Source organism: Nocardia sp. NBC_01377, assembly GCF_045040005.1.
GTDB classification, from domain to species: domain Bacteria; phylum Actinomycetota; class Actinomycetes; order Mycobacteriales; family Mycobacteriaceae; genus Nocardia; species Nocardia noduli.
This window is the reverse complement of sequence record NZ_CP109566.1, coordinates 577,065-590,019: the sequence shown is the minus strand read 5'-3', so window position 1 is coordinate 590,019 and position 12,955 is coordinate 577,065. Positions and strand designations below refer to the sequence as shown.

General features: G+C 66.1%; 19 protein-coding genes and 1 tRNA gene. 3 read left to right on the top strand and 17 right to left on the bottom strand.

What is annotated here, in order from left to right:
- Positions 1–8: 8 nt before the first annotated feature.
- From OG225_RS02680 to OG225_RS02625, 12 genes are read right to left on the bottom strand one after another with little or no spacing between them, the layout of a single operon-like run.
- Entirely contained in the window at positions 9–377 is a 369-nt protein-coding gene (locus OG225_RS02680; RefSeq protein ID WP_405180257.1) for a hypothetical protein, read from the bottom strand.
- A gap of 5 nt (positions 378–382) precedes the next feature.
- Positions 383–739 carry a hypothetical protein gene (locus OG225_RS02675; RefSeq protein WP_405180256.1) on the bottom strand — a complete coding sequence of 119 codons (357 nt, stop codon included), beginning with the start codon at positions 737–739 and terminating at the stop codon, positions 383–385.
- A gap of 2 nt (positions 740–741) precedes the next feature.
- Entirely contained in the window at positions 742–2,511 is a 1,770-nt protein-coding gene (locus OG225_RS02670; RefSeq protein WP_405180255.1) for a hypothetical protein, read from the bottom strand.
- A 59-nt stretch (positions 2,512–2,570) separates the two neighbouring features.
- A complete protein-coding gene (locus tag OG225_RS02665; RefSeq protein ID WP_405180254.1) occupies positions 2,571–3,218 on the bottom strand; it encodes a hypothetical protein in 648 nt (215 codons plus the stop codon).
- A 48-nt stretch (positions 3,219–3,266) separates the two neighbouring features.
- Complete coding sequence (locus tag OG225_RS02660) at positions 3,267–5,294, bottom strand: hypothetical protein (RefSeq protein ID WP_405180253.1); 2,028 nt, start codon at positions 5,292–5,294, stop codon at positions 3,267–3,269.
- Entirely contained in the window at positions 5,291–6,385 is a 1,095-nt protein-coding gene (locus OG225_RS02655) for a hypothetical protein (RefSeq protein WP_405180252.1), read from the bottom strand. The genes OG225_RS02660 and OG225_RS02655 overlap by 4 nt, the downstream gene beginning before the upstream one ends.
- The gene (locus OG225_RS02650) at positions 6,382–6,789 is read right to left on the bottom strand and encodes a hypothetical protein (RefSeq protein ID WP_405180251.1); all 408 of its coding nucleotides are present in this window, start codon (positions 6,787–6,789) and stop codon (positions 6,382–6,384) included. Before OG225_RS02650 ends, OG225_RS02655 begins: the two co-directional genes overlap by 4 nt.
- Complete coding sequence (locus tag OG225_RS02645) at positions 6,786–7,118, bottom strand: hypothetical protein (RefSeq protein ID WP_405180250.1); 333 nt, start codon at positions 7,116–7,118, stop codon at positions 6,786–6,788. The genes OG225_RS02650 and OG225_RS02645 overlap by 4 nt, the downstream gene beginning before the upstream one ends.
- Positions 7,115–7,465 (bottom strand): hypothetical protein, encoded by a 351-nt coding sequence (locus tag OG225_RS02640; protein WP_405180249.1) that lies wholly within the window; start codon positions 7,463–7,465, stop codon positions 7,115–7,117. Before OG225_RS02640 ends, OG225_RS02645 begins: the two co-directional genes overlap by 4 nt.
- Positions 7,462–7,611 carry a hypothetical protein gene (locus OG225_RS02635; protein ID WP_405180248.1) on the bottom strand — a complete coding sequence of 50 codons (150 nt, stop codon included), beginning with the start codon at positions 7,609–7,611 and terminating at the stop codon, positions 7,462–7,464. Before OG225_RS02635 ends, OG225_RS02640 begins: the two co-directional genes overlap by 4 nt.
- Positions 7,611–7,880 (bottom strand): hypothetical protein, encoded by a 270-nt coding sequence (locus tag OG225_RS02630; protein WP_405180247.1) that lies wholly within the window; start codon positions 7,878–7,880, stop codon positions 7,611–7,613. The genes OG225_RS02635 and OG225_RS02630 overlap by 1 nt, the downstream gene beginning before the upstream one ends.
- Complete coding sequence (locus tag OG225_RS02625) at positions 7,877–8,158, bottom strand: helix-turn-helix domain-containing protein (protein ID WP_405180246.1); 282 nt, start codon at positions 8,156–8,158, stop codon at positions 7,877–7,879. The genes OG225_RS02630 and OG225_RS02625 overlap by 4 nt, the downstream gene beginning before the upstream one ends.
- A 225-nt stretch (positions 8,159–8,383) precedes the next feature.
- Here OG225_RS02625 and OG225_RS02620 point away from each other — a divergent pair, with 225 nt between their 5' ends.
- Positions 8,384–8,995 (top strand): XRE family transcriptional regulator, encoded by a 612-nt coding sequence (locus OG225_RS02620; protein WP_405180245.1) that lies wholly within the window; start codon positions 8,384–8,386, stop codon positions 8,993–8,995.
- A complete protein-coding gene (locus OG225_RS02615; protein WP_405180244.1) occupies positions 8,970–9,437 on the top strand; it encodes an NUDIX hydrolase in 468 nt (155 codons plus the stop codon). Before OG225_RS02620 ends, OG225_RS02615 begins: the two co-directional genes overlap by 26 nt.
- On the opposite strand, the gene OG225_RS02610 is transcribed toward OG225_RS02615, so the two are convergent.
- The 3 genes from OG225_RS02610 to OG225_RS02600 all read right to left on the bottom strand — a co-directional run bounded on the left by OG225_RS02610 (position 9,430) and on the right by OG225_RS02600 (position 11,142).
- Positions 9,430–9,978: an HD domain-containing protein gene (locus OG225_RS02610; RefSeq protein ID WP_405180243.1), complete on the bottom strand. Its 549-nt coding sequence runs from the start codon at positions 9,976–9,978 to the stop codon at positions 9,430–9,432. The genes OG225_RS02615 and OG225_RS02610 overlap by 8 nt on opposite strands.
- A gap of 59 nt (positions 9,979–10,037) precedes the next feature.
- A complete protein-coding gene (locus OG225_RS02605) occupies positions 10,038–10,970 on the bottom strand; it encodes a tyrosine-type recombinase/integrase (RefSeq protein ID WP_405180242.1) in 933 nt (310 codons plus the stop codon).
- A gap of 98 nt (positions 10,971–11,068) precedes the next feature.
- A tRNA-Ile gene (locus OG225_RS02600) sits at positions 11,069–11,142 on the bottom strand.
- 122 nt (positions 11,143–11,264) lie between these two features.
- Here OG225_RS02600 and OG225_RS02595 point away from each other — a divergent pair.
- Complete coding sequence (locus OG225_RS02595; protein ID WP_405180241.1) at positions 11,265–11,696, top strand: nitroreductase/quinone reductase family protein; 432 nt, start codon at positions 11,265–11,267, stop codon at positions 11,694–11,696.
- Positions 11,697–11,703: 7 nt separating this feature from the next.
- On the opposite strand, the gene OG225_RS02590 is transcribed toward OG225_RS02595, so the two are convergent.
- A complete protein-coding gene (locus OG225_RS02590) occupies positions 11,704–11,871 on the bottom strand; it encodes a hypothetical protein (protein ID WP_216912502.1) in 168 nt (55 codons plus the stop codon).
- A 67-nt stretch (positions 11,872–11,938) separates the two neighbouring features.
- Positions 11,939–12,934, bottom strand: a complete 996-nt coding sequence (locus tag OG225_RS02585) for a zinc-binding dehydrogenase (RefSeq protein ID WP_405180240.1) — start codon at positions 12,932–12,934, stop codon at positions 11,939–11,941.
- Positions 12,935–12,955: the final 21 nt, after the last annotated feature.

Here is a 12,955-nt window from a genome sequence, read left to right as displayed (position 1 = left end):
GACCCGTTTCACCGCCCCCGCTGCGGACGCTGACGCGGGCGGGGCCGGTCGTTGCCGGTCAACGCCCGCGCCTGTTCCTGGCTGCGCAACTGCACATCAGTCAGCTCCGCCAACCCGGTCTGGTGTTCGCGGTTGAACGCGACGTTGTCCATGAACCGGGCCATCGTGTCCGGCGAGCGCTGCCAGTCGTGCTCGCAATCTTCGAGGTACGCCCAGTGCTCGGCGTGCGGGCCGTCCTCCCACCTGCGTGCGATCTGTCCGCGCTGCTGATCGATGCGGTCGATCTCGGCCTCGCTACCGACCTCGAACATGTCGCGGCCGAGCCGGTAGAAGGTCTCGTACTCGGCGCGCATGTGGTCTTCGTGCTCGGAATGCATCACCGTCACCGCCCACGCTGCGGACGCTGACGCGGCCGGTCGTTGCCGGTCAATCGGCGGGCCTGTTCCTGGCTGCGCAGCTGCACGTCGGTCAGCTCCGACCCGGCCCGCGCACGGTTGAACTCGTCACCCTCCACGAACCGGCGCATCGCGTTCGGCGTCCACCGCCAATCACGATGCGCCTGTTCCAGATAGCCCCACTGCTCGGCGTGCGGACCATCGGCCCAACGCTGCGCGATCTGCTCTCGCTCACCACCGATACGGGCGATCTCGGCCCGGTCGCGGACCTCGAACAACTCACCTTCGAGCCGATACGCGGTGTCGTAATCGGCGCGCATGTGATCTTCGTGCTCGGAATACATGATCAGCGGCTCCGTTCGATCCCGTTGCGGCGGTGCCCGTTACGCTCCGACCCCGGCGCTTCCTGCTCGGGCTGCCACCCTTGGGTGTGCTCGGGCTGGCGGGCCTGGGCGGCGTCGTGGGCCGCCCAGTACTGCTCGGCGCCTTCGGCCGCCCACCACCGCGCCAGCTCGTCGGCACTGTCGGAGCCGTCGGTGAACCGCCCCCAATCCACCTGCCCCAGATCACGTTCGGCGATCTCGGGGTGATCCGGAATGTCAGCGAGCGATTCGGCCATGTTCTGGCCTACCACCTGGTTCCACTCGGCCACTGCCTCCTGAAGAGACTGCTGGATATCCTCGGGACGCCTACGCTCCTGGCCCTGGTCCTGGATACGTTCGCGGCTACCGAACCGCTCCGGCTCCGGGGTGGATCGAGCGAGTTTGCGCACCGCTTCGTCCCGTTCGGCCTTGTATCGGTCGCGTTCGCGCCGTGCCTGGTCGCGTTCGCCTTCGATGTGGCGCACGTGCTCGGCTACTCCGGGCGATAGTTGCGGGCCGGTGGTGCGGTCGCGGACTTCGCCGATCTCGGCGGCGAGGCGCTGGTTACGGGTCTTGAGCGCCGCTACCTGGGCTTCGGCGGTATCGAAACGGCGCCGGATCTCGTCACGCTCACCGGTGACCGCGTCCAGACCACGTTGCAGCATCTGCACGCGGGAACCGAGCCGGTCCCGGTCGGCTTGGAGGTCGGCGAGCTGCTGTTCGACCGCGGCCAACCGATCCGGTTCGACCTCGGCCTCGCCTTTCTGGTCTCTGGTCGTGGGGTCGGGAGGCGGCGTGCTCGGCTGTTCGACAACGTCGGCACGCGCGGTTTGGATCTGACGCATTTCGGTGAGTCCGTCGGCCAGCTGCTCGCGGACCTCGTCCGGGCTACCGGCGGCGATGTATTCCGGTACGGGCTGCCCGTTGTTCCATGCCGCGGCCGATACCTGGGTACCGGACTTGATCTGCAATCCCTCGACCGTGTCGGCCGCCCACTGCATCGATTCGATGCCGTCGCGGTGCCAACCCCGTTCGACCGACACCGTGTCCGGGCCGACGCTCTCGGGGCGGTGGTAGCGGACGGTGGTCTCCCACGTCGCTCCCGTATCGATCCTGCCCTGCTGCCGCTCGGTATCCCGGACGCTGGTCGGAACCGCGGGGCTGGACTGCTCTGCCCGTGCGTGCTGCTGGGCCGCCGAGGGTTGCTGCTGCTGTCGTTGGGGTTGCAGTTGCTGGGTGTAGGTGTCGGCGCCGAGTACGCGGGCGACTTGCGCCCGGTATTTCAGCGCCTCGATCCCGCGCACCTTGTGCGCGTTCTTGAACAACCGGCCTGGTTCGAACCGCGGGAACGTCGTTGCCGCGTCCAGTCCGTCCAGGGCGATACCGCGTTCGGTGACCGTGAGCCGGTCGTTGACCGCGATGCGGTGACGCAGATTGTTGGCGTGTTCGGTCAGGGCTTGGTGGTCGCGGTAGCGGCGTTCGTGATCCACGCTCGGATCGGTGGCGCGTTCGGTCACGGCCAGGGCGTGGCCGCGGTATCGGTCGACCATCTGCTGCGTGTAGGACAGGTGATGGGTGCGGGAGGTTTCCTCGGCGCGGCGCTGCTCGCGCAACGACACACTGATCTGCTTGCGGATACGGCGACGCTCCAACCAGGTACCCGATTGGGCGAGCAGGCGCAGCAGGTGCGGCAGGGCGTGGGCGAACTGGCTGAACTCGGCGCGGATCTCGTCTTCGGTACTGCGATCGGACATTGAACAGAATTCCTCTCAAGAATGCGGATATGCGGAGATATGTTGTTGGGCAGTGTTTTTCACTGGCTGTCGATGTCGGGCTTGTTCACCTCCTCGACCGAAACGGCCGTTTTCGCGGCCTCACTGCGCGTGGTGGCGGCGCTGGTTTCGGGGCGGTCGGATTTGCTGGTGAGGGTGGCGAAAGCACCGGACACGCCCCGCCCGATTCCGTCGGAGACGGTGGCTACGGCGTCGGGGAAGCTGGGGCGCAGGGCGGCGTTCCACCACAGGTAACCGACCCAGCCCGTCCCGTAGACGGCCATCGGACCGGTCACCACGACCGATTCGCCCCAGCACGCGAGCGCTGCGGCCAGAGCCACGAGAGCGGAGCCGCCCGCGGCGCGGCGCATCATCTGTGTTCGCGCGGACCGGCCCGCTTCGATTGCGGCTTCGGGGTCCAGTGCGGCGGCGGCGTCCCGATCGGCGTCGTGGTCGTCGTCGTTCGGGACCAGGTGCAGGGCGGGGCGTTTCGGTCCGATCGGGCGACGCGACCGCGACGGCGGAACATAGGGCGGGGCTTCACCATCCAGCGGCGGCACACCTTCGAGGACGTGGGCCAGATAGTCCTCGAAATCGTCACCGAGCATTTCCCCGATCACGCTCGGGTCTGTCGGGAGCCGGTCGTCATCGTCGCCGTCGTCGCGGGGATTGGGTGGTTTGATACGCATAGTCGTTGCCTCACAATCGAATACAGAGATAGGGGAAAGTGGTGCGGCTCAGGCGGCGCTGCCCGCGGCCTTCGGGTCGGCCGCGACGGGCTTCTTGCCGGTGCTGGTCTTCGTGGCGGTGTGGGCGGGTGTGCCCGGCATCGGGCGCATCCGGTCCGGGGTGACCTGCACGACCTGGCCCCAGTCGGCGCGGCGGGCGCGGGCGTAGACGAACTGGCCGGTGTGCAGTTCGCGGAGCCGGTCCGGGTCGACCAACCACCGGTCTCCTACCGAGACCTGGCCTTCGTCGCCGGTGCGTTGGCCCTTGATCAGATGCCGTGACGGCAGCATGAACCGGACGGTGCCGAGGTGTTCGCACAGGTCACCGGCGTTCTCGTTGTAGCCGAGGATCAGCCCGCCAGCGCACGCCTTGAGCAGCCTGTTCAACCGCCACTTGTCCAGGGCCAGACCTTCTTGGGACTGGGCCGCGAACGCGAGTGCGATGCCTTGGGAGCGGCCCCGCTCGCATACGTCGACCAGGTTCAACGCACCCGAGTCCGTGGTCGTCGCGGACGCTTCATCGATGATCACGCTGACCGAACGCCGCTTGTCCTTGGCCGTGCGGCCCGCTTTCTGCATCACCATGCGCAGGATCGCGGCGACCTGAGCGCGGGCGGCGTCCTTGTCCAACCCCGGGACGGTCACATACAAGACATCGAGGTCATCGAGGTCTTTGCCGCCGTCGAAGACCATCGCCCCGTTCTGGTCCTGAAGCAGGTCGAACAGGTTGGTGGCTTTGATCAGGGCGTCATCGATCTGGGGGACCTTCTCGGCCTGCAACGCGTCGATCATGCGTTTCACATCCGGGGCGCCGCCCCACAGATCGAGGAGTTTGTCCGCGTTGAGCCGTTCCAGGAACTCTGTTGAAGAGCGCGGCGGACCGCCCGGGGCGCCGGTCACCAACGACACGATTCGGCGGCGCATCTCGTCGAAATGCTGCCCCTCCGCGGTCGTGGCCGCACCGGCGTTGAGCATCTCCCCCACCACCCCGCGCATATCGCGGGCGGTCAAGGTCTTGAACAGCTCCAGCCGGTCACCACCGGGGGCGACAGTGGCGATCCGATTCGACTCGATACCCATACGGCGAGCCAGATCACGAACTTCGACGCCCAGGGCCAAGTCGTCGGCGCCGCCCTTGCACGAGATCACCACCATCAACGGGCGCGGATGCTTGTTCCGCATCCCGGGCACGGTCTTCCACTGCTGCCACGCGGTCCACTCGTATTCGAGCATCCCCACGAAATACCGCTTGATCAGCTCCGTTTTACCGCCACCGGTCGTGGAGACGAGCGCGAGATGACGCCGCGCCTGCTTGTGCGGAATCACCAGCCAGTCCTCGTGCCGCGCGGTCAACTCCTGCAACAAACTCGTGGTCTTGGCCGTGGTCGTCTTCGCCAACCGGCCTAAAACGATCCCCTGGCCGGTGGTCGTGGGGGCACCGGCCCGCGCGGCCCGGGCGGCGCTGGCGAACCGGCGGGCGTGGATGGCGTCCTTCACCCGTTCGGTGCGCTCCAGCGACTTCAACCCGACAGTGTTGGTCTTGTGTACGAACTGCGCCCAGTAATAGGTGGCCAGCAGTGCGGCGACCGGGGCGCCGAGGATCAGCATCTGGCGCAGTCCGGCGAGGTCACCGGCGGTGATCCGGGCTGCGCCGGACCACAAGAGGGAGGCGGGTACCGACCAGGAACCACCGGCGAGCGCGGACATGGCGGGCAGCAGCAGCGACGCGATGGCGAAGTTCCGCAGCCGCGCCGGTGGCAGCCACGCCGCGGCAATGGCGAGGATCATCACCAGCATGCCGACCACGACGACCCCGCACACGGTCGCGGTGGTGACGACATGGCCGGCCGCGGCCAGATCAATGCTCGGCATGTCCCAGCCTTCGACGCCTTTGATCGGCGGGGCCTGCGGGGTGATCGCCGGGGGCGGTGCGGCCGGATCGACCGGCGCCACCATCGCCGGATCGGGTTCGGGGGCGCTGCCGTAGGGCGTGCAGTCGGTGGGGGTGATGATGGGCTTGCAGTGCGGGTTGCTCATGATGCTTCGGCTTCCTGGGTGAGATGAACGAGAGTGCGGCGACGCCGGTTCGGGCTCGCGGCCTTGGCCGCGTCGCGGCGGGTGTTGTAGTCGCGCAGCCATTTCGACCACTCCAGATCGAAATCGCGGATCACCAAATCCAGTGACAGGCGCGCGAATTCGGCTTGCGGAAGGCGTTCGGAAGCGGCGGTGACGTTGTCTGCGACCTTGGCCGAACGGCACAGATACAGCACCCCGACCATGGACTCGGTCACGCTGTCGCGGGCCGCACGGATCGCACCCCGCAAGGCGATATCCATGTACTCGGGGTCCTTGCGGGACAACTCCACTTCCAGCGCCCACCACCCGCGCAAACCGTCCACCACGCCGAGGAATCGGCCGTCGTGCACGTGCGGGTGGCCCATCTTCGGGTCACGACCGGTCGACACCTCGAACTCCGCGCCGCGCTTACCACCGGCGGTCTTGCCGATCCGATGCCGCAAGATCCGCTCGGACACAAACAAGTCCGGGTCCGAGCCGACGAGCATGATCCGCGCCTGGGCCACCGCGCGGTAGTGCTCGGCCAACCCGTTCGGCGGCATCCAGTCCGCGGTCCGCCACCCCAGATACTTCGACGCCGTGCCCCGAGTCGGGATCACCCACTTCTGACCCGACAACACATCTTCGAGAGGCTTGATGTGCCCCTCTGCGAGGAGGCGCTGAGTCAGTTCGTAGACATGGTTGCGTTCCATGCCCAGAAACCAGCCCAACACGTCGAGCTGCATCGCGTGCATCTCCGACGTCCCGCGCAACACCATCGTCTTACGCGGTGTCGACCGCGGCGCCCGCTCCTTACGCAACAGGTCCTGCACCGTCGTGCGGGGCAGTCCGACGCGGCGACCGATCTCGACCTGACTGGTTTCGCGACCGTGCAACGCGGCGACCTCACCGAGGACGGCTTCGACCTGACGGGCACGAATCCCCAACAGTCCCGCGATATCCCGATACGACAGCCCGCAGTTGCGCAGTCCGGCGATGATCTGGTCACGGTGCTCGAACTCCAGCACCGCCCACCGATCTAACCGTGGCGGGTTCTTCGTCTTGTGGTTCATCTGCTTCGCTCCCTTCCCTGCTCGGGGCGCTGATCGCGACGATTGGCGCGGCGGGCGGCGATATCGGCGCGGGCCTGCAAGATCACCTCGCGCATCTCGGCGGTATCGATCCCGCGGCGCTCGGCCGCGTTCACCGACCGCTGCCACCGCGCCAGCTTGAGTGCCTCCAACTGCGCTTCGGTCGGTTCCCGTTTGGGCACAGCCGATTCCGCGTCGTAGAGGTCGGCACGCAACGGACCCCGATCACCACCACGCGAACGCAGCACCTGGCCCTCACGCTCACTGGCGGGACGGCGGCCGTCGTTGGCGAGCTGGCGGCGGGTCCGCAGATGCTGCGGCGCCAACCGCCACGGCCACGTCGGAACACCGAACCGCTTACCTTCCGGATCCAGGAACCTGCTCATCGCGACCGCCCCGGACGCTGCCGTGCGGCTTCGCGCTCACGCTGTCGTTCGGCGACGCGAGCGCGGATCTGGGCGGCCCGCTCGGGGGTGAACTGGTAATCCAGCAGTCGGTCCCGCACCTCCGACCGCTCGACGTGGACCGGCCGCAACGACGCGAAAGCCTGGGCATGACGCGAGTTCTCGAACCCGACACCACGCAAGTCCTTCGACCATGCGACAGCGAAGGCCGCGTCCTGCATGTCGGCCAACACCTCGAAGACGGTGTCCAGACGCTGGAACTCCGCCTCCAACTCCGCACGTGCGCGGCGACGCTCGTCCTCGGCGCTCATCGCGTCACCACCTGCGGCAACTGCTCACGCGGAACGCACGAACCCACCGGCTCCGGTGGCACCCCGGAATCGACCGAGCGGCACACGTCCACCGACGGGGTGTCGTGCTTGTAATCGACCCACGCCGCGGTGCAACCACCCATGCCGATCACGACCAACACCGCCAACACGATCAGACGGGGGCCGACCGGCAGGGCGCCGAGCGGGGCGTACACCGCACCGACCCCGGTGAACTCGGGACCGGTCATCGACGTCAACGCGCTGTGCCCGACACCGCGACCGCGGTCGTACCCAGTGACGGTGTAGCTGTGATGCGCGGGTGGCTCCGACCTGAACTGCGCGCTCATCGCCGGACTCCCCACCGACGCGAAGCACGCCAGAAAGCGATCGCACCCAGCAGCATCACCGTGAAACCGACAACGCCCGGCGCGGTCAACACCAGATAGCCCACCGCGACTGCGGCAAGCGCGAATCCGAAAGTCTTGGCGCGCATCACAGATCACCACCTTCGGCACGCGTCCGACGACGACGTGCCTGAGCCGATTTCAGCGCCAACCGTGTGTAATGCGCCTTCCGGGCCTGTTCCGCGCGGTACGCGCGCTCCTCCGGGCTGAGCAGTCCATCCGGATCGACCAAACGATCGAACTTGCTCAGCAGTGCGTCACGCGCCTTCGCGGTCCGTGCTGCGCGGTCCGGTGTGCGTGACCACGACTCGTGAGCGGCGATCTTGGCCTGCAACGTGCGCTCCGTGGGGGTGCTCACTTCACACCGCCCGTGGTCAGTTCCGCCGGACGCACCAGCGCCAGCAGTTCGGAGCGCTCGACCCGGAGCAGACGTCCGTTAATCCGGTACCCGGCGATATCGCCTGATGCGATCCAATTCCGAATCGTCTTCGAGTCGACGTCGATCAGTGCAGCTGCCGTTTTCAGACTGATGAGATTCCGCGACTCGGATGCGGAGTTATCCACGTTCCATCTCCTGTAAAAGTGGGAAAGTTCCTGTCTTTCATCACTTTTCGGGAATTCACGGGACTTCTTCACCGCATAGCTGGATCTCTGAGGACGTCCAGCGTAAAGTTAAGACGTCCCTAGAAGTCCCTTGGAGGAATGATGGCGAACGAGCGACTTCGTGAGGCACTGCTGCGCAACGGTCTCGACATCTCCGACGTCGCCGAACGCACTGGCGTGGAACCGAAGACAGTCGAGCGGTGGATAACCAAGGGACGAGTTCCGTATCCGCGACATCGCCACACCCTCGCGGCACTCGTGCGCGAGACCGAGAACTACCTCTGGCCGGACGCAGTGTCCCCCGAGCGAAGGGCCGAAGTCAGCGAGTCCGAAGTAATCACGGTGTATCCGCACCGGAATGACATCCCGTCGGATCTATGGCGGCGGTTGCTGGCATCCGCGACGGAACGGCTCGACATCCTTGTGCTCGCGGGGCTGTTCCTCGCCGAGGAGCCCGAGTTCACGAAAGCGGTCCGGAAGCGCACCCGCGACGGATTGAAGGTGCGGATGATGTTCGGCCGGCCGACCGCACCGGAGGCCGACAAGCGCAGCGCCGAGGAGCGGCTGGCATCAGGAACGGTCGGCGCCCGGATCAACAACGCGCTGGCATTGGTCGGGCACCTCGGCGATATAGAGGGCGTGGAACTTCGCTATCACGACACGACGCTGTACAACTCGATCTTCCGGTTCGATGACGAAATGATCGTCAACATGCATGCGTACGGCCTGCCAGGCGCGCACGCCCCGGCCATGCATATCCGCCAGCTGCCCGCTGGCGACCTCTTCGACACGTATATGAGTAGTTTCGAGTACGTCTGGGCAACCGCGACGGAGGACGACGGCAATGGGACGAACCGACTACTTCCATGACCCGAAAGCACCGCAGCCGAACGCCATCAAGGTGGCGGTCAGCGCCGTGGTGTTGGACGATTCGGGACGCATCTTGATGATCCGGCGAACAGACAACGATCTCTACGCCATCCCTGGCGGAGGGCTCGAGGCTGGCGAAACAGTCAGCGAAGCGGTGGCCCGAGAGGTGCTCGAGGAGACCGGGATCAACGTCCAGGTCACCGACCTCGTTGGGGTCTTCTCAAACCCTGAGCATGTCATCGCATACGACGATGGCGAAGTACGGCAGGAGTTCTCGATCTGTTTCCGCGCACGACCCATCGGCGGATCACTACGCACCAGCGAGGAGTCCAAGGAGGTCCTGTGGATCGAGCCCGCGGCGGTCGAATCGCTCAATGTCCATCCCTCGATCAAGTTGCGAATCACGCGCGGCCTGGAGAATGCGTCACCGTATTTCACCTGAAGTCGACGCCAGCGGCCCGTGCTGTGACCTCGGTACGTTCGGCGGCAGCGATCAACTGCGGTGCCGACTCCGCGACGGATGCGGCAACAACGTGTTCAGGGCCGTAGCGGTCGAGAACCTCCGCAATCCTGGCCTGGACATTCGTTGGCTCGCCCGTCGGGGTCGTGGTCATGTCCGCCCACCACAGGGCATCCCGCAGGGGCGTCAACTCGTCCTCCCAGCGCAACGGAATACCTCGGCGACGGGCTTCGACACACGCACACGAGTGATTCGCGACCAGGGCACACAGCCTCCGAGATACCCCCTGCCCATGCAGGAACTCGGCGCCGTCGACCGGATGAAACCCCGTCGTTGCCAACTCGGCGCCGTATCCGATGTCGTGCAACCAGGCTGCGGCGACGAGCAACTCCGGATCGTCCATCGCGTCAGCAACCATCATCGCGCGTCGCGCCACGCCCTCAACGTGCCGGAGTCGGCGTGGGAGATCGCGCAGGCAAGTCCGGGCGACTTGCTCTGCCCAAACAACGAGGTCGGCGGTCATGCTCTACACGGTATCGACCCGCTCGTCGGCTCACTACCGCTACTTATCGGGCGACGGGATCAGAGTTTGTCACCGAGCCGTGCGCGGCGGTGTGCTGATTTCGCACGGCTATCGGCGACGGCCGCCCCGTACCGGGCAAGCATCTGACGTGATCGCCATCCCGCGAGCATCATGAGGTCTTGCTCCTGGCCACCGCTGTCGAGCCAGGTGTGGGCGAAGAAGTGCCGCAGCTGGTGGGGATGCAATCGCTCGATCCCGGCCGCGTCGCATCGCCGCTCGAGCATCTGACGGATACCGGAGTCGGTCATTGCACCGCGGTTGCCGAGCCACAGTGCTGGGTTGTCCTTCTTCGCTCCGGGGTGTTTGGCCCTGACCCGGAGATATCGGCGCAGCGCCGTTCGGGTCTTGTCGCCGAACGGGCACGTCCGCGGCCGATTGCCCTTGCCTATCACCAAGACGGTGTTCTCGTTGAAGTCCAGCGAATCCACTCCGAGCGGAGCCAGTTCGCCACAACGCATTCCGGTGTCGGCGAACAGTCTGATGATCGCGTTGTCACGCCGGTCTGCGAAGTCGGTCCCGTCGCACTCGGCGAGCAGCGCCTTGACCGCATCCATGCCCGGTACCGGCACCTGCTTGTCAGGGACCGCGGGCGGACTCATCTTGTCGAACGGGTTCGTGTCGATGATCTCTTCGACGGCAAGGTATTTGAAGAACTGTTGCAGTGACCGATACTGCCCGCGGGCGTACTCCGGCGACAGCGGTTGGCCGCTACGTCGGTTCGGGCGCGTAAGCAAGTCCTCGATGTACCCACCGAGGTGGGCGCGGGTGATGTCCGGTGCCGTGGTCGGCAAGTCGTTGGCTTGGAGGAAGTCGGCAAAGTATCCGATCCGCGTGAGGTACCCGTCGATCGTCAGCTTGCTGCGGTTCTTCCGACGTAGCTCGGTGGCGAAGTCCTCCGCCAGCTCACGTATGTCGTCCAGATCCATCCCCATGCGTGCGATTCTACTCGCAAAATACATTGGTGAAGAAGCGCTGTTCTGGACCAACTCGGCTGTAGATATACAAAAACCCGCTGGTCAGCGGGTGTTTGTGGGGCGGGCGGGGCTCGAACCCGCGACCAATGGATTATGAGTCCACGGCTCTAACCGACTGAGCTACCGCCCCTGTTCCGCGATGCTATCGCGGCGGTGGGGATGCTACCGGCTCCGGCGGGGCGTGCACCACTCGGATACCGGGGAGTGGATAGGGTGGCCCGGTATCCTCGACGAATCTGGAGGGCCGGGGTCATGGGTGGCGTGTTCGTGAATGTGTTGAAGGCGCATCAGTGGGTGTACGAGCACAGCCGTGGGATGGTGGGGCATCGGGTGTTGTTCGGTAATCCGACGTTGTTGTTGCGGACGGTGGGGCGTAAGACGGGGGTCGACCGTACGTCGGCGCTGACGTACGGGCGGGACGGGGACGATTATCTGGTGACGGCGTCGAACGGTGGGTCGCCGCGGCCGCCGGGGTGGTTGGCGAACGCGAAGGCGGAGCCGCTGTGCGAGATTCAGGTCGGGACGAACAGGATCACGGTGACGGCGCGGGCGACGTATCCCGATGATCCGAATTACGAGCGACGGTGGCGGATCGTGGACGAGGTCAATCAGGGGCGGTACACGGAGTATCAGAAGCAGACGAAGCGACCGATCGCGGTGGTGGTGCTGACGCCGGCTCGCTGAACGATTTTCAGCGGCCGACGCCGCGGGGGTGGTCGTAGCCGTAGTCCGCGCTGTCGGCGGGATTTGGTCGCTCCCAATGGTTTACGTCGTTCGGGGGCTTGCTCGCGTAGCGGACGACGGCGAAGACCAGGATGAGTACGGCGATGATCACGGCGAATACGATCAGTGTGTGCACCGACGCACATTAACGGTCGCCGAATTGCCGCAGGGAATCTCGATGACAGGTCACAAATCGGGGATGCTCAGTTTGTCAGCAGGGTGCGTCCCAAGGCGGTTCGATCGTCGATGGCGCTGTGCGCGTCGGTCGCGCGGTCGAGGGGGAAGGTCTGGCCGATGACCACTTCGATTTCCCCGGCGGCGACGGCGGACTGTGCGCGTTCGGCGAGGGCGTGCCAGTCGGTGTCGTCGCCGGTGATATCGAACAGGCCGAGTGCGACGATTCGGCGGGCGGCCAGAGCTTCTCGGTCCAGGTCTGCGAAATTTCCTGCGGCTGAACCGTATCCGATGAAGCGGCCGCCGTCGGCGAGTGCGTCGGTGGCATTCGCGCCGAGTGCGCCGCCCGCGCCGTCGAGCACGATGTTCACCTCGGAACCGCCGGTGGCGGCACGCGCCTTGTCGACCCAGTCGGGCTCGGAGTAGTCGACGACGACGTCGGCGCCGAGACGTTCGGCCAGTTCGAGTTTGGCCGAACCTCTGGCGGCCGCGACGACGTGTGTGCCTGCGGCACGGGCGAATTGGATGAGCAGCGTGCCGAGACCGCCGCCTGCCGCGGTGATGAGTACCCATTCGCCCGGTCGCGGTGCGGCCCGGTCGAATATCGCCAGAGCGGTCTTGCCGTCGTGGGTCAACGCGACGGCTTGGGCGAAGGTGAGTGGGTCGGGGATTTCGATCAGGGTTCGCGCTTTGGCCGCCGCGCGTTCGGCGTAGCCGCCGATCGGCAGTCCACCGCCGATTCCGCTGGCGGCCGTCGCGGTGGCGACGCGTTTGCCGATCCACGACGGGTCGACGTCGGGCCCGACCTCGGTGACGACGCCTGCGACCGCTCCGCCGGGGACGTACGGCGGTTCGACAGCGAAATAGTCCGTGCCCCAACCACTTCGCAACCGGGCGTCGAGGAACATCACGTCGGCCGCGGCGACGGCCACGATCACCTCTCCGGCCTCGGCGACCGGTTCCGGCACCTCGCGCACCTCGAGTACTTCCGGTCCGCCGAATTGCGTCACGTGGACTGCCCGCATGGTCTGCCTCCTACGATTCCT